This window comes from Polyangium jinanense (assembly GCF_028435365.1).
Map to the genome: position 1 here is coordinate 103,156 of NZ_JAGTJJ010000035.1, position 22,152 is coordinate 125,307.

Genomic DNA, 22,152 nt, shown 5'->3' on the forward strand with positions numbered 1-22,152 from the left:
TCGGCCATGCTGGCCATCGAGGCCCGGGGGCTGCGCAAAACCTATGGCGGGGGTTTTTCACGAGGCGCGGGGAAAGAAGCACTCGCGGGGCTGGATCTCGCGATCTCCGAGGGCGCGGCGTTTGGCCTGATCGGGCTCAATGGCGCAGGAAAAACCACGTTCATCAAGGCGCTGCTCGGCGTCGTGCGGCCGAGCGCGGGCGTCGTGCGGGTGCTCGGCAAGGACCCGGAGGATCCGTCTGCGCGCGCCCAGATCGGCTATCTGCCCGAGCGTCTCTTTTTGCCGCACGCGTTCACGCCGGTGCAATTCCTGGCGAGCGTGGCGCGATTGAAAGGGATCCCCGCGGCCGACGACGAGGTGCGGCGGCAGATCGGGCGGGTGGGGCTCTCCGGCGAGGAGGGGCGGCGGATCGGGGGGTTTTCCAAGGGAATGCGGCAGCGGCTCGGGCTCGCGGCGGCGCTGCTCGGCGGGCCGATGCTGCTCGTGCTCGATGAGCCGACGGACGGCGTCGATCCGCTCGGCCGGGCAGAGATCCGGCGGATCCTCGCGGAGGAGCGGGCGCGGGGCGCGACGTTGTTTCTGAATTCGCACCTGCTCTCGGAGACGGAGCGCGTCTGCGATCGGATCGGCATTCTCTCGGGCGGGCGGCTGCTCCGGGAAGGTCCGATCGAGGCGCTCTGCGGGAGCGAGACGCGGTATCGCGTGCGGTTTGCCCCGCCCGTCGAAGTCGCGGCGCTTCAGGGGCTCGGCTTTCGGCCGGGGGAGGGCGAGGGCGTGTTCGTGGTGGATGCGCCGGATCCTACGGCGTTGAACGATCTCCTGGATCAAGCGCGGCGCACCGGGGCGCGGCTCGTGGAGCTCGCGCACGACGTGCGGGATCTCGAGGACGTACTGGCGGAGGCGCTCGGCCAGGGCGGGGAGCGGGGACACGCGTGAAATCGTTTGTCGTGGCCAGAGACCTCCTGCGTGAGGCGGCGTCGCGGCGCTGGTTCCTCGCGCTCGGCCTGGGGATCACCCTGGGGCTCGTGGTGATTGGGCTATCGCTCCGGATGGATGTCGTCGACGGGGCGCTCGCGGCGACGCGGTTCTTCGGCAAGTCGGTGAACACGCAGATCCGCGCGGCCGACGTGGCCCTGCGACCGGTGTTCGTGGCGTCGTCGTATCTGATCTTTTACGGGGGCCTGCTTTTCGGCGTGGTCGCGTGCGCCGATTTCGGCCCGAGCCTGCTCGCGCCGGGGCGGATCGAGCACCTCCTTTCGTTACCGGTGCGGCGATTCGAGCTCATCGTGGGCACGTTCCTCGGCGTGCTCGCGCTCGCGCTGCTCGGGGCGCTGTATGGCGCGGGCGGGCTCGTCTTGATCTTCGGCGTGAAGACGGGCGTGTATTCGGGGAGGCTCATCGTCTCGGCGCTGCTCGCCAGCGTGACGTTTTCGGCGATCTATGGCGCGATGTTGACGGTCGCGATCGCGGCCCGCAGCGCGGCGCTCTCGGCGGCGTCCGGGGGCGCATTGGTCCTGCTCGGGATCGTGGCCGGGGAGCGGGAGCGGATCTCGGAGTTTTTTGATCCGGGGATCTCGCGCTCGATCTTCCGGGGACTCACCCTGTTTTTGCCGCGGGTTTCGTCGCTCGCGCGTTCGGCCGGGGAGATCGCGGGCGCCGAGCCCGTTGATTCCGCCGCGCTGACGAGCTTGCTTTTCGGGCTCGTGATCTTTGGCCTCGCGGCGCTCTCGCTCGGCATTCACCTCTTCGAACGGAAGGATTTCTGATGAGACGGGTGGCCTGGCTCGTCGCGTTCGCCGCGCTCCTCGCGCTCTCGGCGTTCTTGATGTCGCGGGGGGACAAACCCAAGAAGCCCGAGCGCGTGCTCAAAGCCGAATTCCCGCGGTTCCCGAAGCCCTGGGAGGAGGAGCGCAACCGAAAACGGAGGACCTTGCCGCCCGCGGCGCCGCGGCCCGGGGAGGAGGAGGGCGTCCTGCGAAAGCGGGATCCGCTGCTCGTGGCGCTGCCGATGGAGAAGGGCAAGAGCGCGGTGGTGTTCGAGGTCGCGGCGCTGAAGGAGTCGCCGATCGGGCAGATCTGGCTCGATTGCATGCTGGCGGAGCAGGCCGGGAACGAGCGCGCCGGACGCGGCCGGAACGTTTTCGAGGAGAAGTTCGGGCTCGATCTTTTGAAGGACGTCGATCGGATCGCGATGTCGTCGAGCAAGGTGGCGGTCCTATCGGTCGCGGAAGGCACGGCGAAGTTCGACAAAAGCGGCTGGCCGAAGCGCTCGTTCGGCGAGAAGGGCTCGATCTGGCAGGAACCGGAGGGCAGCGCGGTGTTCGCGACGTGGGGGAACGAGATCGTCCTCGCCGGGGCGGACCTGAAGGAGATCGAGGCGGCCATCGAGAGGCTCGAATCGAAGAACCCGCCGCGGGAGTCGACGATCCCGGAATGGTCGGTGTACGGCGACATTTTCGGGGTGATCTCGCCCGAGGAGCTCGCGGACATGTTGCCCGAGGGGCAGGGCGAGATCGCGGCGAGGATCCGGGCTTCGATCGACCGCGTGGATCTGCACGTGGACACGTCGGAGGACGTGGCCATCGTGGCGGACGTGAATGGTTCGAACACGGAGGACGTGAGGGATCTGGCGAAATCGATGGGCGCGGCCTTGAGCCTGGCCCGCGCCGGCGCCGAGGACGACGGCGACGAGCGGCTGCGGGAGCTGCTCGATTACGCGACGATCAAGCCGCGGGACGGGCGATTCACGCTGGACGTGGCGCTACCGCTCGACGTGCTCAAAGAAATGGGGCCGTGCCGCAAGCGGGATGCGGCCCCGCCGTCACCACCACCATCCCGGTGAGCGAAACGGCGACCAGGAGGTGCACCGTCCGCCGTCGCGGATGGTGATTTCCTGGCGGCGCGCCGAGGCCGTGAGGGGCGCGCCTTCCATTTCGGCGAGGAGCACCAAGAGCGCGGCTTCGACGGCGTCGAGCGTGGCGTCGCTCGGGGCGAGCAGGTGGCCGCGGAGAAGGGCGGTGACGGCTTTGGGGCCGACGCAGCCGAGGGCGATCGCGGCTTGCTCGGCGGCGGGCGTGGGGCCGTCGGGTTCTTCGGCGGCGTGATCTTCGAGGAGCGCGCGCTCGAAAAGGTCGAGATGGTCCGGGGCCTCGTCCAGCCTTCCGAGGAGCCGGATGGCCAGGGCGCGGAGGATTGCGTCGGCGGAGGAGCGAGCGGCCTCGACGAGGGGTTGCACATGCGAGGCGTGGCCACGATATGCGAGGGCGCCGGTCATGCGGAGACGAACGAACGGGTCGGGATCCTCGGCGAGAGATTCGAGCGCGGCGCGGAAGGTGGGGCCGTCCTCGGCGACGGCGTCGAGCACGTCGAGGGCGAGGAAGCGGGCCTCGGGGTCGGGGAAACGGAGCGCGGCGAGGAGCGCAGGCCTGTCGCGCGTGTCGGGGTTTTTGGCAATTTCGCGGAGGAGTGCGCGGGCGAGTTCGAGGTTTTCCGGAGCGGCGCCGCGCTGTTCGAGATATTGGAGGGCGATGCGCCGCTTGCGTCGATAAAGAACGAGGCCGAGATCGGCGCGTGCAGCCTCGTGGAGGCGCGCGTGGGCGAGCAGGTCGGCTGCCATCGCGGGGCCGTTTTCGTCCTCTTCCAGGAGAGCGAGGGCGCCACGATATCCGTAGGTGGTCCACGGTTTGTCGATGGGGCAGAAGAGCGCGAAGTTATGGTCGAGGACGGCCTTTCGCGCGGCCTTTCGGATTTTCGCGAGGCTCGAAAATCGCAAAAGGTCCCGGCGGGGCAGGACGAGGGCGGCGGCCGCGGCAGCGCGCGTTTCGTCGTCGAGGTGATTGGCGAGATCCGGGAAGTGGCGAATGTCCTCGAAAAGCTCGGCGTCCCGGGGGCGCGCGCGCCGGTACGCCGCGAGCACGGCGAGCGTCTCCGGGTACATGTCGGCGAGGGAGAAGGCGAGCGAGGCATCGTCCTCGTCGGGAGAGCGCTGCGCGACGTCTTCGAGCCAGCGCGAAACGAGCCAGGCTTCGAGCTCCTCGCAAGGTTTGTCCACGCGCGAGAACGTCGACCTGAGCCACGCGCGGCGCGCTAGAGGGGTCTCCCGATCGAACCGCGCGAGCAGAGCCGCAAGGCGCGCGCCACTTCGAGCGAACGGAACGAGCTCGAGGAACGGCGCCCTGGGGCCGTCCATGAGAGCTTCATCGAGCAGGCGCGCGAACGTTTCGTCGGACAACCCGACCGAGGCCCGCGCGAGGGCGCGGAGCGCGTAGCCGCGATGCCAGAAGGAACGCGCGGGATCCGTCGCGATGCGCGTCAGCGCAGGCGCGAGCGACGGGGGCGCGAGGAGCGCGAGGAGGCGCGCGGCACGAAGGCCCACGCGACCCGGGAGGTCGAGCCAGGAGAGGAGTCGTTCGCCGACCTCGTCACGGGAGGTCCAGCACAGGGAGGAGACGTCGAACACGAGGGGGCGCGTGTGGTCACCGGAGCGCCATGCCGGGAGCACCTGGGCCTCGGGCCGGGCTCGATGTTCAGGCGTATCACGGTGCCGGGCGACACGCGAACCCTTCAAGCGCGAGCCATGCCCGCCTTGGGGTTCGCTTGACGCCCCATCCCCACCCTGGGATCCTCCGATGATGTCCCGCCGCTTCAACACGGCTGGCCCGAACGATCCAGCGCGCCACCACACGGTCCCCGCGCTGTCCCGTGTCCCCGGCGTCCGGGAAATCATCGAGCAGGGCAGTTACTTCATCCTCCACGCCCCTAGGCAGACCGGCAAGACGACCGCGCTGCTCGACCTCGCCTCCGTGCTGAACCGTGAAGGCAAGTACGTTGCCGCGGTGCTCTCGCTCGAGCCCGGCGCCGCGCTGACGAGCATCGACGCCGCCGAGCTCGCGATGCTCGACTCGTGGCGCTACGACCTCGCCGCCTACCTGCCCGCCGACGTCTCGGTCCCGCGCTGGCCCGACGCGCCCCAGGGAAACCGCATCGGCGCCGCGCTCTCGGCGTTCTCGCAGGAAGCGCCGCGGCCGCTCGTCATCCTCCTCGACGGCCTCGACAGCCTGGCCCGGGAGGTGCGCGCCTCGCTCGTCCGGCAGATCCGCGCCGGCAAGCCGCGCCGCCCGCGCGCCTTCCCCTGGTCGATCGGCTTCGCCTCGGTCCGCGAGCCCCGCGAGCTCGACGCCGGCCAGGCGCCGTCGAGCACCCGCGGGCCCGCGAGCTCGACCGGCCTCGATGCCGAAGTCCTTCCGCTCCAAGGTTTTACGCGGAGCGAGGTGGAGACGTTGCTGCAAGGGCTCGAGGAGCGGACAGGGCTCGAGCTGTTGCCAGGCGCCGTCGATCGCGTCCACGAGCTCACGCAGGGACATCCGTTCCTCGTGAACGCGCTCGTGCAGCGGATCATCGAGGGCTCCGACGGCCGCAAGGGCCCGCTGACGGCGGTGGACATCGAGCGGGCAAAGGATCTCCTGCTGGATCGACGCGGCGGCATGCTCGACGAGATCGGCGATCGCATGCGTGATGGGAAACTTCGGGCGGCGCTCGAGCAGATCCTCACCGAGGTGCCACGCGAGCCGCCAGCCGAGGACATGCGGGCTGGGATCGATCTCGGGCTCGTGAAGCGGTCGCCCGATGGAACGGTCGCGCTGGCGAACCCGATCTTCCATGCGCTCGTCGCGCGCCTCCTGCCGGGCGCGGTGCGATCGGTGTTCCCGGTCGGACAGCCGGCGTGGGTCGGGCCCGACGGGCGGCTCGACGCGGAGCGGCTGCTCGAAGCGTTCCTCGATTTCTGGCGGCGTCACGGCGATGCGCTCTTCTCGAGCGCGCCCTACGGCGAGCTCTCGCCGCTCGTGCTCACGGCATTCTTGAACCGCGTCGTGAAGAGCGGCGGCCTCATCGAGCGCGTCTACGCGATCGGCCGCGGCCGCATGGACGTGTGCATCCGTCAGGGCGGGGCCGCGGTCGCGCTCGTGGTGAAGGTGCGTCGCGACCGCGACCCGGATCCGATCCCCGAGGGGCTCGCGCAGGTCGACGAGGCGCTCGCACGGCTCGGGATCGAGGACGGATGGCTCGTCGTGTTCGACCGGCGCAAGGGCGTCTCGCCCGTCTCGCAACGGCTCGGCGCCGCGAAGGAGAAGACGCCGGCCGGGCGCGAGATCGTGCTCGTGCGGGCGTGATCCGTCGCTCGCGGTTTTCTCGTCAGGATTTGAAACGCAGGAAGTCGCCGAGGATCGCGGCGAACTCGTGCGGGCGTTCGAAGAAGGGCGACGGGCCTGCTTCGGGCATCTCCGCGACGACGACGCGCGCCTCGGCGAGGCGCTCGAGCGATCGCTGGGAAACGCCGCCGCGGCTGCCCGTGACGAAGAGCGCGGGCACGGACAAACGGGCGAGCCGCCACGCGAGCGATCCGTCCTCGGCGAGCGCCACGAGCTCGCGTCCCCACGCGTGAAGCAGGCGCGCGTCGCAGGGGACGCGGCCCGGATCGTCGGCCGTCGTCGTGGTCCGCGAGGCGCGCCTCACCGCGTCGCGCAGCGCGCTGATGCCCGGTCCGCCGAGATCGGTGAGGGTCAGCTCCGCGGCGGGGCGCAGGCTCGCGCAGTCGTCGACGGTCTTCGGGCCGTCGATGTCCACGACGGCGCGGACGAGGCCCGGATGTCGCTCGGCGACGAGCGTGGCGAGCGTCCCGCCGAGGCCGTGTCCGACGAGCACGGCGCGCTCGCCGAAGCGACCGCCGAGCCACCGGGCGAAGTGATCGGCGAACGCCATGAGCGGCGCCGGCCGCGGGGCCGGGACGCTCCGGCCGTGTCCGGGCAGATCGGGCACGACGTGCCGGTGCGCGGAGAGCCGCGCGTGCAGCGCGACCGCCTCGAACACGAGCCCGTGTCCTGCGAGCCCGTGCAAGTACACGAGCGGCGTGCCCCGCGCGGACGGGTGATAGTCCCGCACGAACATCCCTGCATCCACCCCGTGCGCCACATCGACCGACAGCATCCGTCCCCCTCCTCGACGCCGCGAACCGGCCCCGAGCCCTCCCCAGGAAGAGCCCGAACCGGTCCGCCCGAACCACCGACTTCGCCTGGTGCCCGATCCCTGCCTGGCCGGAAGGCTCACGACGCCTCCGGCTCGTTCGCGCTTTCCCAATGGATGCGCGAGGTGGCTCTCCGGGCGCGCGCCGGCCGCCGAAAGCCGCGGGAAAGCGGGGGCGGATGGTGACGTGCGGGGCGGGTTTCGGGGTCTCTGTCGAAGTTTGTCTAGGAAAACCAGTCCATGCGCGACTTTGGGTACCGTGCCCAAATGCCGCGACGACGCGAGCCCGATCCGTTTGCTCTCCAAGTTGGTATCCGCATCAGGCAGCTTCGTGAGGAGCAGGGCCTCACGATGGAGAAGCTCGCCTTCGAGAGCGAGCTCGGCTCGAAGGGACACCTGTCGAACCTGGAGCGAGGGCTCGCGAGGCCCACGATCCACACGCTGAGGGTCCTCGCGGAGCGGCTGGAGGTCGACGTGCTCGATCTCCTGACGTTCCCCGATCAGGGCGATCGCCAGAAGCTCGTGGACCTCACGCGTCACCTCGGGCGCGGGACGATCCGCAAGCTCTTGAAGGACATCCTCAAGGACATGGGGCCGCTCGAGTCCACGAAGGAGCCCGCGGCCCCGGCGCCTCCGCCGAAGAAGGCCGCCAAGCGGAAGAGCACGCCTGCGAAGGCGCGGAAGAAGAAGCGCTCGTCGTGAGTCCGTAGTTCGTTTCTTCTCAAACGGATTGGTTCTCCCGCGGACGATCCTGCGTCCGCGCTGTCCGTCAAGCGATCGGCGCTCGTGTCGCCTGGGTGCGAAGCGTCGTATCCACTTCCATCCTCGAGCGACCGCGCGGTGCGTAACGCGCTTCCGAGGATCGGACGATCTGCGTCCGATCTTTGGGCTTTGCTTGCGTTATCGCGCGCTGCGTCGTTACGCTCCTCGTCCTCATGCGCTGGAGGAGAGGGACGATGGGGAAGGGCATCCGGCTGCGGAAATTCGAGCTCAAGAAGACGCTCTTCTTGCTGCCGAACATGATCACGCTGACGAGCATCTTCTGCGGCTTCGACAGCATCCGGACCTCGGCGACGGCGCAAGGCGAGGCGGACATCTACCGCGCCGCGTTGCTCATCGTCTTCGCGATGTTCTTCGACACGCTCGACGGCCGCGTCGCGCGCGCGACGAAGACGCAGAGCGCGTTCGGTCTCCAGATCGACTCGCTCGCCGACGTGGTGTCGTTCGGCGTGGCGCCGTCGCTCCTGCTCTACCAGTGGACGCTGCACCGGCTCGGCACGCTCGGGCTCGTGGCGTCGTTCCTGTTCACGGCGTGCGGGGCGATCCGGCTCGCGCGGTTCAACGTGCTCTCGACCGGCGACGACGGCAAACCCTCGAAGCCCTCGAAGTACATCGTGGGCCTGCCCATCCCAGGCGCCGCGGGCATCCTCGTCTCGCTCGTCGTGGCGAGCCACGCGGCCGGCGGGATGCTCGGGCGCGCCGAGTACACCGTGCCGATGCTCGTGGCGACGATCGGTTTGTCGATGCTGATGGTGTCGACGATCCGGTTCCGCTCGTTCAAGGACGTGAAGCTCAACGCGCGGACGGCCCTGCTCGTCGTGTTCATGGTGGGCTCGTCCGTGGTCGTGTCCCTGAAGATGCAGCCGGCGTTCGTGCTGGTGTGGCTGCTCGGTTGCTACGTGACGATCGGGATCCTGGAGTCTTTGTGGCACCTTCCCCGGCGCCTTCGCGCGAGCCTGCTCGCCAGCGATTCGAACCAGCCCCCGCCCGCGGCCTCGACCTGACCCCGGAGCGTTCGGAACGGCTTTGACTTTGCGGCAGGGCCGAACCATGTAGACTGCGCGCCGTCCATGAAGAATCGCGTATTTTTCCCGCAGGTCGCGCTCGACGAGTGGCTGGGTGAGGAGAGGGTCGACCTCAAGAACGACGAGCTGACGATCAAGAGCGAGGGGCGAAAATACCGCATCATCGAGGCGATCCGCATCATGAGCGAGGTCAGCGGCTCGCCCGACAGCCACGAGCTGCTCGGCAAGGTGAAGTCGAAGGCCTTCCTCGCCGAGCTTGGCGCGGAGATCCTGGAGACCTCGATGATCCTCGGAGACAACGCGTACGACGTCGTGCCGGGATTCGTGGGCGCACCCGTCGGGACTTTCGCGGACCACCAGCGCGGCGGGCCCCCGTCGCAGACCCGGAACCTGACGACCGACGAGGATCTGCTCGCGGCCTTCCTCGCCACGAAGCTCTGATCATTCGATAGGCAAGGGCGCGCATCCGCCTGCCGTCGCACCCAAGACGCGCTACCTTCTCCCGCCATGACGCGCGCTCTCTCCACGGGGACGTTCTTCGTGGCCGTCCTGCTCTACGGAGCAGCGAGCGCCCTCTTCTTCCTCGACATCGCTCGCAAGGAGACGCGAATCGTCGCGTCGATCGGCTCCGTGCCGCCACCCCGGCGCTCGTCGTGGGCCGCGATGAGCCTCGGCGTGGCCGCGGCGTTTCACCTCGCGTACGTGACGTTCGCGAGCCTCGTCGCGCGCGTGTGCCCCGTCAACTCGGTGCATTTCTCGCTCTCCATGGCCTCCATCCTGGCGATCGCCGTGTACCTGCCGGCGCGGCGTCGCGTCCGGATCGACGCGATCGGGGTCTTGCTCGCGCCGCTCGGGCTCGTCTTCGTGCTCGGCACGTATTTCCTCGGCCAACCGGCGCCCGCGCACGCGATAAGCCCGGCGTTCCTCGCGCTGCACGTGCTGGCGAACCTCGCGGGGACGGCGCTGTTCCTGCTCGCGGGCGGCGCGGCGATGCTCTACCTCATCCAGGAGAAGCGCCTGAAAAAGAAGCGCACCGATCGCCTGCGGATCGGCAATCTGCCTCCGCTCGAGGTCCTCGATCAGGCCGTGCACCGCTTCCTCGTCGCGGGCTTCCCGCTGCTCACCCTGGGCGTGCTCACGGGGACGATCTGGGCGAAGAGCCTGGAGAGCGGCACCGTGGAGGAGATCCTCCGGGCCGTGCTGGGGTACGCGACGTGGCTCGTGATCGCGGCCGTGCTGCTGCTGCGCGCCGCGGCAGGGTGGCGCGGGCGGCGGGCAGCGTACGGGACGATCGCGGGGTTCTGCTGCGTGGCCGCGGTGCTCGTGGTCTACCTCGTGCGGCCCGTGGTCGAGCTCGGCTCGCCGAGGATCGGAGGCTAGGGCGAGCGTGATCGTCGTCGTTGGTCTCTCCCACAAGACAGCGCCGATCGCGGTGCGCGAGCGGCTGGCGGTGCAACGCGACGCGCTTGCCGCGCTCTACGAGCGGCTCCTCGCGGATCCGGCGATCGGCGAGGCCGTGGTGCTCTCCACGTGCAACCGCGTCGAGGTGTACGCCGCGCCGCCGCGCGGAGGTCTCCTCGAAGCGGCGAGCCGCGCGACGATCTCCGCGCTCGTGGCGATCGGCGGCGACGCGGTCGCGATACACCTCGGGCGCAAGGAGGGCGGGGACGCGGTGCGGCACCTCTTCCGCGTGGCCTCGTCGCTCGACTCGCTCGTCGTGGGCGAGCCGCAGATCCTGGGGCAACTGAAGGACGCGATCGAGCTCGCGCGGGAGAACAAGGCGCTCGGACGAACGCTCGGCAAGGCGATGCTCAGGGCGGTTCGCGTGGGCAAGCGCGCGCGGAGCGAGACGGCGATCGGCGAAGGTCAGGTGTCGGTGTCGAGCGTGGCCGTGGATCTCGCGCAGGAGATCTTCGGGGATCTCGCGGGGCGCAAGGCCGCGCTCGTGGGCGCGGGCGAGATGGCCGAGGCCGCGGCGAAGCTGCTCGCGAAGGCGGGCGCGAAGATCATCGTGCTGAACCGGAGCCCGGCGCGGGCGAAGGCGCTCGCGGCCGATGTGTGCGGCGAGCCGCGCGGGATGGCGGATCTCGAGCGGACGCTCGGCGAGGTCGACATCGCGATCGGCTCGACGTCGAGCCCGACGCCCGTGATCACGGTGGATCTCGTCAAGCGCGTGCGGAAGGTGCGGCGCGGCAAGAGCCTGTTCTTGATCGACATCGCCGTCCCTCGCGACGTGGAGCCCGCCGTGAACGACCTCGACGGCGTCTACCTCTACGACGTCGACGACCTCTCGCAGATCGTCGCGCAGTCGCTCGAAGGTCGGGCCGCGGAGGCGGCGCGCGCCGAGGCGATCGTCGAGGAGGAGGCGCGCGCGTTCGAGCACTGGACGCTCGAACGAGAGCTCACGCCGACGATCGTGGGGCTCTTCAACCGGACGCGTGCGGTGTTGCTCGCCGAGCTCGAGCGAAGTTTTTCCGGGCGCCTGAAGCACCTCGGCGCCGCGGAGAAAGAGGCGCTGCTCGTCATGGTCGACGCCGCGACGAACAAGCTGCTCCACGCGCCGGTGACGCGCCTCAAGGAGCTCGCGGGCGACGCGCGCGCCGAGGGGTACGTCGAGGCCTTGCACGATCTCTTCGACCTGGACCTCTCGGCGATCTCGGCGATCTCCCTGGAAGGCGGCAACGGCAGCGCGATCGACGGAGCGATCTCGCTGTCACCCGCGGGCACGAACGGCAAGGCGCACGCGCCTGTGCAGGCTTCGTCCGCGGGCTCGTCGTCCGCGGTGGCGCTCGCATCACCCTCCCCGCGCGAGGTCGCGGGCGCAAAGGATCTCGGATGACTCGCCTGACACTCGCCACCCGACGCTCCGCCCTCGCCCTCGCCCAGTCCCGCGCCTTCGCGCGCGCCCTCGTCGAGGCATCGCCCGGCCTGACGGTCGGCGAGCTCGAGGTCGTCACGTCGGGCGACAAGATCACCGATCGACCGCTTCAGGAGGTCGGCGGCAAGGGGCTCTTCGTGAAGGAGCTCGAAGAGGCGCTGCTCGATGGGCGCGCGCACTTCGCGGTGCACTCGTACAAGGACGTGCCCGCCGTGATCCCCGACGGGCTCGTGATCACGTGTGTCCCTCGGCGCGAGGATCCGCGCGACGTCTTCATCACGCGGACGGGCGCGACGCTCGCGGAGCTGCCTGCGGGGTCGCGTGTGGGGACGTCGAGCCTCAGGCGTGCTGCGGCGATTGGTCTCGCGCGACCGGACCTCGTGATCGTGCCGCTGCGCGGGAACGTGGACACGCGGCTGCGCAAGCTCGACGAGGGGCACGTGGATGCGATCGTGCTCGCGCTCGCGGGGCTTCGGCGTCTCGGCCTCGAACGACGCGCGACCGAGATTCTCGATCCGGCCGTGATGCTTCCTGCGATCGGGCAAGGCGCGCTCGGGATCGAGTGCCGCGAGGTCGACGCGGAGACGCAGAGCGCGCTCGCGCCGCTCGACGATCCCGAAACGAGCGTGCGTGTCGCAGCCGAGCGTGGCGTGATGGTCGCGCTCGGGGCCGACTGCCGCACGCCCGTGGCGGCGCACGCGGTGCGCACGGACGAGGGGCTCTGGATCCGGGCCATGATCGCCGAGGCGGACGGGACGCGTCCGCGGATGGGCGAGCGTCGCGTCGCGTGGCCGAGCGTGGCGGCGGAAGCGACGCGTGTCGGGCTGGATCTCGGGCAGGAGCTCCTTCGCGCCTGAGGGCGCTCGCTTAACTTGCAGCCGATGCTGGGATACGTCGCGATCGTCCTGCACGCGCACCTGCCCTGGGTGCGGCACCCGGAGCATGCGCGTCCGCTCGAAGAGCGATGGCTGCACGAGGCGCTCTGGGAGTCGTACCTGCCGCTGCTCGACATGCTCGCGCGGCTCGAAGCGGATGGGATCGCGGCGCGAATGACGGTGTCGGTGTCGCCGACGCTCGCGGCGATGCTCGCCGATCCGCTGCTTCGAAAGCGCTTCGTCCTGCACATGGATCGGCTCGAGAAGCTCGCGGCGCAGGAAGAGCGGCGGACGAGCGGCGACGCGGCGCTGCGCCCGATCGTGGCGTTTTACCGGGCGCGGATCGAGGCGACGCGCGCGACGTGGGAGCGCATCGGCGGCGACGTGCTCGGCGCTCTTGCAGGCCACGAGGATCGCGGCTCGATCGAGCTTTTGACGACGAGCGTGACGCACGCATATCTGCCTGCGCTCACGCGTTCGTCCGCGCGCGCGCAGGTAAAACTCGGCCTGCGCGCGTTCGAGGCCCTCGCGGGGCGAAGGCCGCGCGGACTGTGGCTGCCCGAGTGTGGGTACGATCCAGCGCTCTTGCCGGAGCTTTCCGCGGCGGGCGTGGGGTACACGGTGCTCGACGCGCACGGCCTCGAGCTCGCCTTGCCGCGTCCTCCACGCGGCGTGCTCGCGCCGATCCTCTCGCCCGCGGGCGTCGCGTTTTTCGGCCGTGATCCGCAGGCCTCGCGAGAAGTCTGGTCACGCGAGGCGGGATATCCGGGCCACGCGGACTATCGCGACTTCTACCGCGACATCGGCTTCGATGTGCCGGAAGCCGCGCTCGCAGGAGACATCGGCCCGGAGGGCACGCGCCTCATGACGGGCCTCAAGTACCACCGCATCACGGGCTCCGGGCCGCACAAGGACCTCTGGGATCCCGCCGCGGCCGAGGCGCGTGCGCGCGCGGACGCCGCGCATTTCGTGGCAGAGAGGGCGGCTACGCTGCGGGCCGTGCAAGGCCGAGGACCGCGGCCCGTCGTGGTCGCGCCGTACGACGCCGAGCTCTTCGGCCACTGGTGGTTCGAAGGTCCGATCTTCCTCGAACACGCGCTGCGCGCCCTGCATCACGCGGAGCTCGCAGGCGAGATCGCGCCCGTGACGCTTGGCGCTTACCTCGCGGCCGAGCCTGCACTCACGGTCGCCGAGCCCTCGGCCTCGTCGTGGGGTGAGGGGGGCTTCGGCGAGGCGTGGCTCGGGCGCGCGCTCGATCCCGACCGCACGGAGGGCATGTCGCCCGCGCACCTCGTGCGGCACGTGCGCCACGCGGAGCAGACCGTACAGGGGCTCGTGCGGGCGCGGCGCGGGGCGGACGGGCTCGCAGGGCGCGCGCTCGATCAGGCGATCCGCGAGCTCGTGCTGCTGGAAGCGAGCGACTGGGGCTTCATGATCCGGCGCGGCGAGATGGCGGCGTACGCGGCGGCACGCGTCCGCGCACACGCAAGCCGTGTGGATCGGCTCTGCCGACTCGCGGGGCGGGACTGGATCGGCGAGGGCGAGGCGCGGTGGATCGAGGCGACATGTGAGCGGACGCCGTTCCTCGCCGAGCTTGAAGGCGAGCGCTTGCGCGACGCGTTCGACGCGTGAAGCGCCATCTTGGGCCTTGTCGAGCCGCCCCTGGATCACGGATGCTCCTCTTCGCGATGCGCGCTCGTTCGAGTTGGCCCCGTTTTGCCTGCCTCTTGCCGTCGTGCTTCGCGGTCGCGTCGCTCGCCTGCGGCAGTGATCTTTTCCACGCGACGGACTGGGCCACGCTCTGCGACACGAATCCGACCGCGAAGGGCTGCGCCGGAGAGGGCGGTGGCGCTGCGGGATCGGGCGGCTCCGGGGGCATGGGCGGCTCTGGGGGCATGGGCGGCGCAGGCGGGATGGGCGGCGCAGGCGGGATGGGCGGCGCTGGGGGCATGGGCGGCGCTGGGGGCATGGGCGGCGCCGGCGGTGCAGGCGGCACAGGCGCAGGCGGGCCGTGCATCCCGTGCGCGAACCTCGTCGGCGCGAGCGTGGCGAAGCCGCCCGTCGATGTCGCGGTATGCCCGAGCTCGGTCGACGTCTACGCCTTGCTCAACGAGTGCCGATGCAGCGATACGAGCGTGTGTTACCCGAGCTGCTCGCTCACCCCTGCGTGCGGCAACACCGCGACGGACGTGGCGGCGTGTGATGCGTGTGTCGAGACCTCCTGCGGCCCGTACGTCCTCTCCTGCCTCGCGCGAAAGACGCCCTGAGCGGCACGAGTTGACAGCGATCGCCGCGCGCGGAGACGATCGCATCATGCTTCGCTTCGATCACCTGCTCGGGCTCGGTCTCGCTGGTTTCGTCTTCGCGGCTGCGTGCGGAGGTGGAGGCGACGGCAACGCCGCGTCGTCGTCGTCGGGAGGCGGCTCGGCGCCCGCGTGTACCACCGACGCGCAGTGCGGCGCGAGTGATCCTTGCAAGACCGCCGCGTGCGTCGCTGGAGCCTGCGTCGAGACCCAGGCGCCCGCGGGCAAACTCGTCCTCGATGGCCTCGTCCCCGGCGATTGCAAACGCAAGCAGTGCACGGCCGAGGGCACGATCGAGGAGGTCGTCGACGACACGGACAAACCGGACGACTACAACCCCTGCACGCTCGACACGTGCACCGGGGGCATGCCGAGCCATGCGACGGATCCCGCGATGGAGGGCGCGCCGTGTGGCACGAACAACCAGATCGTCTGTTCCGCCGGTCTGTGCGTCGGCTGCAACAACGAGGAGCAATGCCCGCAGGGCGGCGTCTGTCACAAGGTCGTCTGCAACCCCATGGGCGCGACGAATGCGTGTGGCCTCGAGATCGACGTCGGCAAGCAGGTCTCGAACGCTGACCCCGGGGACTGCCTGCGCGCCGTTTGCGACATGAACGGCCTCATCGTCCCGGCGCCCGCGCCGCTGGACGTGCCCTTGCCCGACGCCAACGAGTGCGACGTCGAGTCGTGCGGCGAGAACGGCGCCGTCGTCCACACGCCGCAACCCGACGGCACCACGTGCGGCGGATCCACGACGTGCAAGCCGAGCTCGTGCTCCACGGGCGCGTGCGTGCAGATGCCGTTGCCGGGCACTGACGTCGTCACGGAGACGCAGGTGCCTGGCGATTGCCGCACCACCGTGTGCGACGGCATGGGCGGCACGCTGGATCAGCCCGACGACATGGACGTGCCGCCCGATCCGACCGCGACCGACTGCACGGGCCCCGTGTGTTCGGGTGGCACGCCGTCGACGTCCCCCAAACCGCAGGGCACCGCGTGCATGACCGCGGGCGCCACGATCGGCATGTGTGATGCGAGCGGCAACTGCATCTGACGTCGCGGGCGCGACGTGATCAGAACGTGACGCGAAGGCCCGCGGACGTCGGGCCCACGAGCAGGCGCAGGCTCGTCTGCGGCGCGGCCGGCGTGGTCGTGGAGGGCGTGGTCTCGTCGCTCTTCACGGGCACGCGCTTGCTGCCGATCACCCACAGCGGCACGCCCACGCCGAGCGCCACGACGCCGGTGATCAGGATGGCGTAGCCCACGGCTTGTTGCGTCTCGTCGGCGCGCGTCTCGCAGATCGTGGGGCCGAAATCCGAGTCGCAGTAGATCGGGATCTGGTTTGCCGCGGTGCTCGCGATCGCCGATCCGGCGAGCACGCCGACGATGCCCGCGGTCGTGGCCAGGATGCCGCCGACCATCATCGGCGTGCTCTTGCGCTCGTAACGCGGAGGCGGCGGCTGCGGCTCGCCGTAGTACGGGCCGTAGTACGGATATCCGTACGGATACCCTTGCTGCGGCGGGCCGTATCCAGGCGGAGGCGGTCCGTACTCGCCACCTTGCGGCGGGATGTATCCGGGCGGAGGCGAGCCATACCCTTGCGGATAGCCGTATCCCGCGGGCGGAGGCGGCGCAGGCGGAGGCGCAGCTGCGCCCGTACCACTCGGCGGCGGCGCGCCAGGAGCGGCGCCGGCGGGCGCGCTCGGCGCGGGCGGAGGTGCGGCGGGCGGAGGCGCGGCGGGCTGCTGCGCGGGGGCCTGTGCGCTGCTCGGCGGAGGCGGTCCCGGCGGTACGTTCGCGTGCGCAGCGGGGCCCACCGCAAGCACGGAGAGACCCAGCGCGGAGGCGGCGACGCACGCGAGGGAAACGCGCGTTCGGCGAGCGGGAGGCGTCGCGCGAAAAAGCTCCGGATCCGGCAACGTGGGCATCGAAGACTGTCCTTTCGAAAGGAAGGGGCTCGTGGGCGAGGGGAATCGAGGCCCCGCGGCTGTGCTCGCTTTACGATAACGAAAAACGAGATGCACGTGGCGCGTCAAGCGTGCTCGCGCGGGCGGCCGTGATCACTCGTAGGCATCCTCGGCGGGGCGGCTCTGCGCCTTCGGCGCAGCGGCCTTGCTCGTCCCGCTCTTCGGCGCGGCTTTCGGCTTGTCCGCGGGGGCCGCGGCCGGCTTCGATGCGGTCTCCTTCGTGGCGGGCGCCTCCTTCGTGGCGGGCGCCTCTTCCACCGTCACCGTGGCGCTCGCCTTCGTCGGCACCTCGTCCGCGGGCTTCGGCGCTTCCATCGGCGCGGCCTGGATCGGAGGCAGCGGCAGCGACGCGGGCCTCGTCTCGGGCGGGGCCTCGGGCTTCGGCGCGGGCTTCTTTTCCTGCGTGTTCGTGGTGGGTTTGTCCGGCTGAACCGTCGGAGACGAACCGCCTCGCCCGAGGTAGACGAACACGAACGCGATGGCCACGAGGCCGAGCAGCACGAGCACCGCGTGCTCCTTCTTCGGCCCCTTCTTCGCGGGCTCGATCGCCTTGCTCGTGCTCTCCTCGCGCTCCTTCGCTGGCGTTGCCTCGGCCGCTCGTGCGCTTGCCTTCGTGGGCTTCTTCTCGGCCTTGCTCTCCGTCTTTTTCGTCTCGGGCGCAGGGCTCTTGCTCGTGTCGCCCGAGGTGTTCTTCGGGGCGGTCTTCGTCGGCTGGCGCGTCGCTGCGGGCGCGGCTACGCTCGATGCGCTTGGGGACTCCGTGGGTTTCGTCCCGCTCGGGGCGGCCGGCGAGGGCTTCGCCGGGCTGGCCGTCGGGGCGGGCTTCGGGACCGAAGTGGAGACGGACTGGGAACGTGCAGAGCGCGCTCGGGTCTCCTTGCGCTGGGCACGAGAAAGCTTTTTGCTCACGATCCGACGCTAACCGAAGCGGGTTCGATCAGGCAAAACCTCGGATCCAGGGCAAGAAAAGCAACCTGGTCCGCAAGTCCGTTCTCGGACGGCTTGACATGGCCCCTTCGCCGAGTATCCTCCGCGTCCCCCGATTCCGGGTAGACGAACCACCATGCCGACCATCAGCCAGCTCATCCGAAACGGCCGCGAAGCCGCTCGTTACAAGACGGCCTCTCCGGCGCTCAAGTCCTGCCCGCAGCGGCGTGGCGTGTGCGTCCGCGTGTACACCACGACGCCGAAGAAGCCGAACTCGGCCCTCCGCAAGGTGTGTCGCGTGCGCCTCACGAACCAGATGGAGGTCACGAGCTACATCCCGGGCGAGGGGCACAACCTGCAGGAGCACTCGGTCGTGCTCATCCGCGGGGGGCGCGTGAAGGATCTGCCGGGCGTTCGTTACCACGTCGTGCGTGGCACCCTCGACGCCTCGGGCGCCGCGGGGCCGAGCTCGACCAACAAGGCGACCCGCAACCGCAAGCGCTCGAAGTACGGCGTGAAGCGTCCGAAGAGCTGAGCGCTGCTCGCTCTCGAGAGCCCCCGATCACAGTCCGCCAGAAGGAAGCACCATGCCTCGTCGACGTGAAGTTCCGAAGCGCAGAATCATTCCGGACCCGAAGTTCAAGGACAAGCTCGTCGCCAAGTTCACGAACTCGCTCATGTTGAGCGGGAAGAAGGCGACGGCGGAGAGCATCCTCTACGGAGCGTTCGACGTCATCCGCGACCGCTTCAAGGAGGAGCCCATCGAGGTCTTCCGGAAGGCGCTCGACAACGTCAAGCCGAAGCTCGAGGTGAAGAGCCGGCGTGTCGGCGGCGCGACGTATCAGGTCCCGGTCGAGGTTCGGCCGGAGCGTCGCGTGGCGCTGGCGATGCGGTGGCTCGTGACCTATTCGCGTTCGCGTGGCGAGAAGACGATGCGCGAGCGCCTCGCGGCGGAGCTCATCGACGCGGCGCAGAACCGCGGCAACGCCGTGAAGAAGAAGGACGACACGCACAAGATGGCGGAGGCGAACAAGGCCTTCGCGCACTACCGCTGGTGATCGCCAGCACGTAGAGCGGTCGGACACGGCAGGAGATACGTCGAGCGAGATGGCGAAGGCGACATAAGGATCGGGTTACGTGCTCGAACATGGCGGCGCGAGGCGCGCCGCCAACGAACGTACCCCGACACCCTCTCCAGGTTCTCGAAGCGCGCCAAACGGAGGCGGGCAGGGCTGGAGAGGGTGTCGTGCGTTCGGGGTTCGAAGCGACGAACGGCGCGAGCGACGACGGCGCAGACGAAACGAGCAACCGAGACCGACGCCTCAGACATCAGCAGAGACAAACCGACCGCAGGAGGAAGCAGTGGCCCGCGAATACAGCCTGGAGCGCACGAGAAACATCGGGATCATGGCCCACATCGATGCGGGCAAGACCACGGTGACCGAGCGCATCCTCTATTACACGGGCGTCAACTACAAGCTGGGCGAGGTCCACGAGGGCGCTGCGACCATGGACTGGATGGTCCAGGAGCAGGAGCGCGGGATCACGATCACGGCTGCGGCGACGAACTGCTTCTGGGAGCCGAAGGAAGGTCCGTTCGCGGGGATCCGGAACCGCATCAACATCATCGACACGCCTGGCCACGTGGACTTCACGATCGAGGTCGAGCGCAGCTTGCGCGTGCTCGACGGCGCGGTCGCGGTGTTCGACGGCGGCAACGGCGTCGAGCCGCAGAGCGAGACGGTCTGGCGTCAGGCGGACAAGTACCATGTCCCGCGGATCGCGTTCATCAACAAGATGGACAAGATCGGCGCGGACTTCGACATGTGCGTCGACTCGATGAAGGAGCGGCTCGGCACGAACGCGGTGGCGGTGCACTACCCGCTCGGCGCGGAGGACAAGTTCCGCGGCGTCATCGACATCGTGCGGATGCGCGCGGCGGTTTTCGACGACGAGACGAAGGGCGCCGAGTACAAGTGGGAAGCGATCCCCGCGGATCTCGAGAAGAAGTGCAAGGAGCTCCGCGAGCGCCTCATCGAGGCGTGCGCGGACGCGAGCGACGCGGTGATGGAGAAGTTCGTCGCCGGCGACATCGCCTCGATCACCGAGGACGAGATCTACGCGGCGATCCGCGCGGGCACCTTGAGCTTCAAGCTCGTGCCGGTGCTCTGCGGCTCGGCGTTCAAGAACAAGGGCATCCAGCTCTTGCTCGACGCGGTGATCCAGCTCCTGCCGTCGCCGCTCGACATCCCGCCGGTGCAGGGCACGGATCCGGACAAGAAGGACAAGGTGGTGACGCGCAAGGCGGCGGACAACGAGCCGTTCGCCGCGCTCGCGTTCAAGGTGATGAACGATCCCTTCGGCCACCTCACGTACTTCCGGGTCTACTCGGGCACGGTCGAGAGCGGGTCGAGCGTCCTCAACTCGACGCGCGGCAAGCGCGAGCGTTTCGGGCGCATCCTGCGCATGCACGCGAACAAGCGTGAAGAGGTCAAGACCTGCTACGCCGGCAACATCTACGCGGCGGTTGGTCTACGCGACACGCGCACGGGCGATACGCTCTGCGAGGAGAAGCACCCGGTCGTCCTCGAGCGGATGGAGTTCCCGGACCCGGTCATCTCCATCGCGATCGAGCCGAAGACCAAGGCGGATCTCGATAAGCTCGGCGTGTCGCTCCAGAAGCTCATGTTCGAGGACCCGTCTTTCCGGACGTACACGAACGAGGAGACGGGGCAGACGATCATCGCCGGCATGGGCGAGCTGCACCTCGAGATCATCGTCGACCGCTTGAAGCGTGAGTTCAAGGTCGACGCGAACGTCGGCAAGCCCGAAGTCGCTTATCGCGAGACGGTGACGCACAAGGTCACCAACGTCGAAGGCCGGTTCGTCCGGCAGACCGGTGGGCACGGTCAATATGGTCACGTCGAGATCGATCTCGGCCCTGCGCCACGCGGCGCAGGGTTCGTCTTCGTCAACGACATCACTGGCGGCATCATCCCCAAGGAGTTCATCCCCTCCGTGGAGAAGGGGATTCGAGACGCGCTCGGGCGCGGGGTGCTCGCTGGTTATCCGGTGGTGGACGTCGAGGTGCGGCTGCACTTCGGCAGCTACCACGAGGTCGACTCATCGGGCCCCGCCTTCGAGGTGGCAGGCTCGATTGCGTTCCAGGAGGCAGCCAAGCGCGCGGGCCTCGTGCTCCTGGAGCCGGTCATGTCGGTCGAGGTGGTTTGCCCGGAGCAATACCTCGGCGACGTCATCGGCGACCTGAACAGCCGTCGCGGGCGGATTCTCGACATGGGGCAGCGGGGAAATGCGCGCGTCGTGCGCGCGGAGGTTCCGCTCGCCTCGATGTTCGGCTACGCGACGGACGTGCGTTCAAAGACGCAGGGCCGCGCGACGCACACGATGCAGATTTCGAATTACGCACCAGTCCCGGTCGCGATCCAGGAAGAGATCGTCGCCAAGCAGCGAGGTTAGGCAATGGCCAAGGAGAAATTCAGTCGAACGAAGCCCCACGTGAACGTCGGCACGATCGGTCACATCGATCACGGCAAGACCACGCTCACGGCGGCCATCGTCAAGGTCCAGTCCAAGCAGAAGCTTGCGAAAGAGATCAAGTACGCCGACATCGCCAAGGGCGGCACCGTTCGCGACGAGACCAAGACGGTGACGATCGCGGCTGCGCACGTGGAGTACGAGTCGCCGAAGCGCCACTACGCGCACGTCGACTGCCCCGGCCACGCCGACTACATCAAGAACATGATCACGGGTGCCGCGCAGATGGACGGCGCGATCCTCGTGGTCAGCTCGCTCGACAGCGTCATGCCGCAGACCCGCGAGCACGTGCTTCTCGCGCGCCAGGTCGGCCTGAACTACCTCGTCGTCTTCCTCAACAAGTGTGACGCGGTGGACGACCCGGAGATGCTCGACCTCGTCGAGATGGAGGTCCGCGAGCTCCTCAACAAGTACAACTTCAACGGCGACAACGCGCCGGTCGTCCGTGGTGCTTCGCTCCCTGCGCTGCAGGGCGACCCCAAGTGGGAGGCGAAGATCGGCGAGCTGCTCGACGCGCTCGACAGCTACATCCCGGAGCCGGAGCGCGCTATCGACAAGCCGTTCCTCATGGCGATCGAGGACGTGTTCTCGATCAAGGGCCGCGGCACGGTGGCGACGGGTCGTATCGAGCGCGGCGTGGTCAAGGTCGGCGAAGAGGTCGAGATCATCGGCTTCAAGGACACGCGCAAGACCGTGGTCACGGGCGTCGAGATGTTCCGGAAGCTGCTCGATCAGGGCATCGCGGGCGACAACGTCGGTTGCCTCCTGCGCGGCGTCGAGAAGGACGACATCGAGCGTGGCCAGGTCCTCGCGAAGCCGGGT

The 22,152-nt window shown here is 69.2% G+C and carries 21 protein-coding genes; 17 read left to right on the forward strand and 4 right to left on the reverse strand.

Annotation, left to right across the window (positions count from 1 at the left end):
* Window positions 1-6 precede the first annotated feature (6 nt).
* From KEG57_RS37150 to KEG57_RS37160, 3 genes are read left to right on the forward strand one after another with little or no spacing between them, the layout of a single operon-like run.
* Entirely contained in the window at window positions 7-936 is a 930-nt protein-coding gene (locus tag KEG57_RS37150; RefSeq protein WP_272425178.1) for an ABC transporter ATP-binding protein, read from the forward strand.
* A complete protein-coding gene (locus tag KEG57_RS37155; protein WP_272425179.1) occupies window positions 933-1,766 on the forward strand; it encodes a hypothetical protein in 834 nt (277 codons plus the stop codon). Before KEG57_RS37150 ends, KEG57_RS37155 begins: the two co-directional genes overlap by 4 nt.
* Window positions 1,766-2,842, forward strand: coding sequence for a hypothetical protein (locus tag KEG57_RS37160; protein ID WP_272425180.1), 1,077 nt, complete (start codon window positions 1,766-1,768; stop codon window positions 2,840-2,842). The genes KEG57_RS37155 and KEG57_RS37160 overlap by 1 nt, the downstream gene beginning before the upstream one ends.
* On the opposite strand, the gene KEG57_RS55860 is transcribed toward KEG57_RS37160, so the two are convergent.
* Complete coding sequence (locus tag KEG57_RS55860; protein ID WP_272425181.1) at window positions 2,822-4,459, reverse strand: HEAT repeat domain-containing protein; 1,638 nt, start codon at window positions 4,457-4,459, stop codon at window positions 2,822-2,824. The genes KEG57_RS37160 and KEG57_RS55860 overlap by 21 nt on opposite strands.
* 169 nt (window positions 4,460-4,628) lie before the next feature.
* Here KEG57_RS55860 and KEG57_RS37170 point away from each other — a divergent pair, with 169 nt between their 5' ends.
* Window positions 4,629-6,170, forward strand: coding sequence for an ATP-binding protein (locus KEG57_RS37170; RefSeq protein ID WP_272425182.1), 1,542 nt, complete (start codon window positions 4,629-4,631; stop codon window positions 6,168-6,170).
* 22 nt (window positions 6,171-6,192) lie between these two features.
* On the opposite strand, the gene KEG57_RS37175 is transcribed toward KEG57_RS37170, so the two are convergent.
* Complete coding sequence (locus KEG57_RS37175; RefSeq protein ID WP_272425183.1) at window positions 6,193-6,984, reverse strand: alpha/beta fold hydrolase; 792 nt, start codon at window positions 6,982-6,984, stop codon at window positions 6,193-6,195.
* Window positions 6,985-7,287: 303 nt separating this feature from the next.
* Between KEG57_RS37175 and KEG57_RS37180 the strand changes: the two genes are divergently transcribed.
* The 9 genes from KEG57_RS37180 (at window position 7,288) to KEG57_RS37220 (ending at window position 15,935) form a co-directional block, all read left to right on the forward strand.
* Window positions 7,288-7,722, forward strand: coding sequence for a helix-turn-helix domain-containing protein (locus tag KEG57_RS37180; protein WP_272425184.1), 435 nt, complete (start codon window positions 7,288-7,290; stop codon window positions 7,720-7,722).
* Between the two features lie 254 nt (window positions 7,723-7,976).
* Complete coding sequence (gene pssA, locus KEG57_RS37185) at window positions 7,977-8,804, forward strand: CDP-diacylglycerol--serine O-phosphatidyltransferase (protein WP_272425185.1); 828 nt, start codon at window positions 7,977-7,979, stop codon at window positions 8,802-8,804.
* A 66-nt stretch (window positions 8,805-8,870) separates the two neighbouring features.
* Window positions 8,871-9,266 (forward strand): hypothetical protein, encoded by a 396-nt coding sequence (locus tag KEG57_RS37190; RefSeq protein ID WP_272425186.1) that lies wholly within the window; start codon window positions 8,871-8,873, stop codon window positions 9,264-9,266.
* Between the two features lie 66 nt (window positions 9,267-9,332).
* Window positions 9,333-10,205 carry a cytochrome C assembly family protein gene (locus tag KEG57_RS37195; protein ID WP_272425187.1) on the forward strand — a complete coding sequence of 291 codons (873 nt, stop codon included), beginning with the start codon at window positions 9,333-9,335 and terminating at the stop codon, window positions 10,203-10,205.
* Between the two features lie 7 nt (window positions 10,206-10,212).
* Window positions 10,213-11,664, forward strand: coding sequence for a glutamyl-tRNA reductase (hemA, locus tag KEG57_RS37200; protein ID WP_272425188.1), 1,452 nt, complete (start codon window positions 10,213-10,215; stop codon window positions 11,662-11,664).
* Window positions 11,661-12,560, forward strand: coding sequence for a hydroxymethylbilane synthase (gene hemC / locus KEG57_RS37205; protein ID WP_272425189.1), 900 nt, complete (start codon window positions 11,661-11,663; stop codon window positions 12,558-12,560). The genes hemA and hemC overlap by 4 nt, the downstream gene beginning before the upstream one ends.
* A gap of 24 nt (window positions 12,561-12,584) precedes the next feature.
* Window positions 12,585-14,210: a glycoside hydrolase family 57 protein gene (locus KEG57_RS37210; RefSeq protein ID WP_272425190.1), complete on the forward strand. Its 1,626-nt coding sequence runs from the start codon at window positions 12,585-12,587 to the stop codon at window positions 14,208-14,210.
* Window positions 14,211-14,305: 95 nt separating this feature from the next.
* Window positions 14,306-14,845 (forward strand): hypothetical protein, encoded by a 540-nt coding sequence (locus KEG57_RS37215; protein WP_272459382.1) that lies wholly within the window; start codon window positions 14,306-14,308, stop codon window positions 14,843-14,845.
* A 46-nt stretch (window positions 14,846-14,891) separates the two neighbouring features.
* Entirely contained in the window at window positions 14,892-15,935 is a 1,044-nt protein-coding gene (locus tag KEG57_RS37220; RefSeq protein WP_272425192.1) for a hypothetical protein, read from the forward strand.
* A 19-nt stretch (window positions 15,936-15,954) separates the two neighbouring features.
* Here the strand turns inward: KEG57_RS37220 and KEG57_RS37225 are convergent, their stop codons facing one another.
* Both KEG57_RS37225 and KEG57_RS37230 read right to left on the reverse strand, forming a co-directional pair.
* Window positions 15,955-16,809 carry a hypothetical protein gene (locus KEG57_RS37225; protein ID WP_272425193.1) on the reverse strand — a complete coding sequence of 285 codons (855 nt, stop codon included), beginning with the start codon at window positions 16,807-16,809 and terminating at the stop codon, window positions 15,955-15,957.
* A gap of 132 nt (window positions 16,810-16,941) precedes the next feature.
* Window positions 16,942-17,757 (reverse strand): hypothetical protein, encoded by an 816-nt coding sequence (locus tag KEG57_RS37230; RefSeq protein WP_272425194.1) that lies wholly within the window; start codon window positions 17,755-17,757, stop codon window positions 16,942-16,944.
* Between the two features lie 154 nt (window positions 17,758-17,911).
* On the opposite strand from KEG57_RS37230, the gene rpsL reads away from it, so the two are divergent.
* From rpsL to KEG57_RS37250, 4 genes are all read left to right on the forward strand, one after another.
* Complete coding sequence (rpsL, locus tag KEG57_RS37235) at window positions 17,912-18,310, forward strand: 30S ribosomal protein S12 (RefSeq protein ID WP_136932396.1); 399 nt, start codon at window positions 17,912-17,914, stop codon at window positions 18,308-18,310.
* Between the two features lie 52 nt (window positions 18,311-18,362).
* Window positions 18,363-18,833 carry a 30S ribosomal protein S7 gene (rpsG, locus tag KEG57_RS37240; RefSeq protein WP_136932397.1) on the forward strand — a complete coding sequence of 157 codons (471 nt, stop codon included), beginning with the start codon at window positions 18,363-18,365 and terminating at the stop codon, window positions 18,831-18,833.
* Between the two features lie 304 nt (window positions 18,834-19,137).
* Window positions 19,138-21,252 carry an elongation factor G gene (gene fusA / locus KEG57_RS37245; protein ID WP_272425195.1) on the forward strand — a complete coding sequence of 705 codons (2,115 nt, stop codon included), beginning with the start codon at window positions 19,138-19,140 and terminating at the stop codon, window positions 21,250-21,252.
* A 3-nt stretch (window positions 21,253-21,255) separates the two neighbouring features.
* Window positions 21,256-22,152: elongation factor Tu (locus tag KEG57_RS37250; RefSeq protein ID WP_272459383.1), on the forward strand; the 897-nt coding region annotated here is incomplete at its 3' end.

Bases quoted from the DNA above. Each gene is read 5' to 3' on its own strand.
- KEG57_RS37150 (WP_272425178.1), top strand. From the start codon at position 7: ATGCTGGCCATCGAGGCCCGGGGGCTGCGCAAAACCTATGGCGGGGGT.
- pssA (WP_272425185.1), top strand. From the start codon at position 7,977: ATGGGGAAGGGCATCCGGCTGCGGAAATTCGAGCTCAAGAAGACGCTC.
- KEG57_RS37175 (WP_272425183.1), bottom strand. From the start codon at position 6,984: ATGCTGTCGGTCGATGTGGCGCACGGGGTGGATGCAGGGATGTTCGTG.
- rpsL (WP_136932396.1), top strand. From the start codon at position 17,912: ATGCCGACCATCAGCCAGCTCATCCGAAACGGCCGCGAAGCCGCTCGT.
- KEG57_RS37170 (WP_272425182.1), top strand. From the start codon at position 4,629: ATGATGTCCCGCCGCTTCAACACGGCTGGCCCGAACGATCCAGCGCGC.
- rpsG (WP_136932397.1), top strand. From the start codon at position 18,363: ATGCCTCGTCGACGTGAAGTTCCGAAGCGCAGAATCATTCCGGACCCG.
- KEG57_RS37195 (WP_272425187.1), top strand. From the start codon at position 9,333: ATGACGCGCGCTCTCTCCACGGGGACGTTCTTCGTGGCCGTCCTGCTC.
- KEG57_RS37180 (WP_272425184.1), top strand. From the start codon at position 7,288: ATGCCGCGACGACGCGAGCCCGATCCGTTTGCTCTCCAAGTTGGTATC.
- hemC (WP_272425189.1), top strand. From the start codon at position 11,661: ATGACTCGCCTGACACTCGCCACCCGACGCTCCGCCCTCGCCCTCGCC.
- KEG57_RS37225 (WP_272425193.1), bottom strand. From the start codon at position 16,809: ATGCCCACGTTGCCGGATCCGGAGCTTTTTCGCGCGACGCCTCCCGCT.
- KEG57_RS37190 (WP_272425186.1), top strand. From the start codon at position 8,871: ATGAAGAATCGCGTATTTTTCCCGCAGGTCGCGCTCGACGAGTGGCTG.
- KEG57_RS37210 (WP_272425190.1), top strand. From the start codon at position 12,585: ATGCTGGGATACGTCGCGATCGTCCTGCACGCGCACCTGCCCTGGGTG.
- KEG57_RS37220 (WP_272425192.1), top strand. From the start codon at position 14,892: ATGCTTCGCTTCGATCACCTGCTCGGGCTCGGTCTCGCTGGTTTCGTC.
- KEG57_RS37160 (WP_272425180.1), top strand. From the start codon at position 1,766: ATGAGACGGGTGGCCTGGCTCGTCGCGTTCGCCGCGCTCCTCGCGCTC.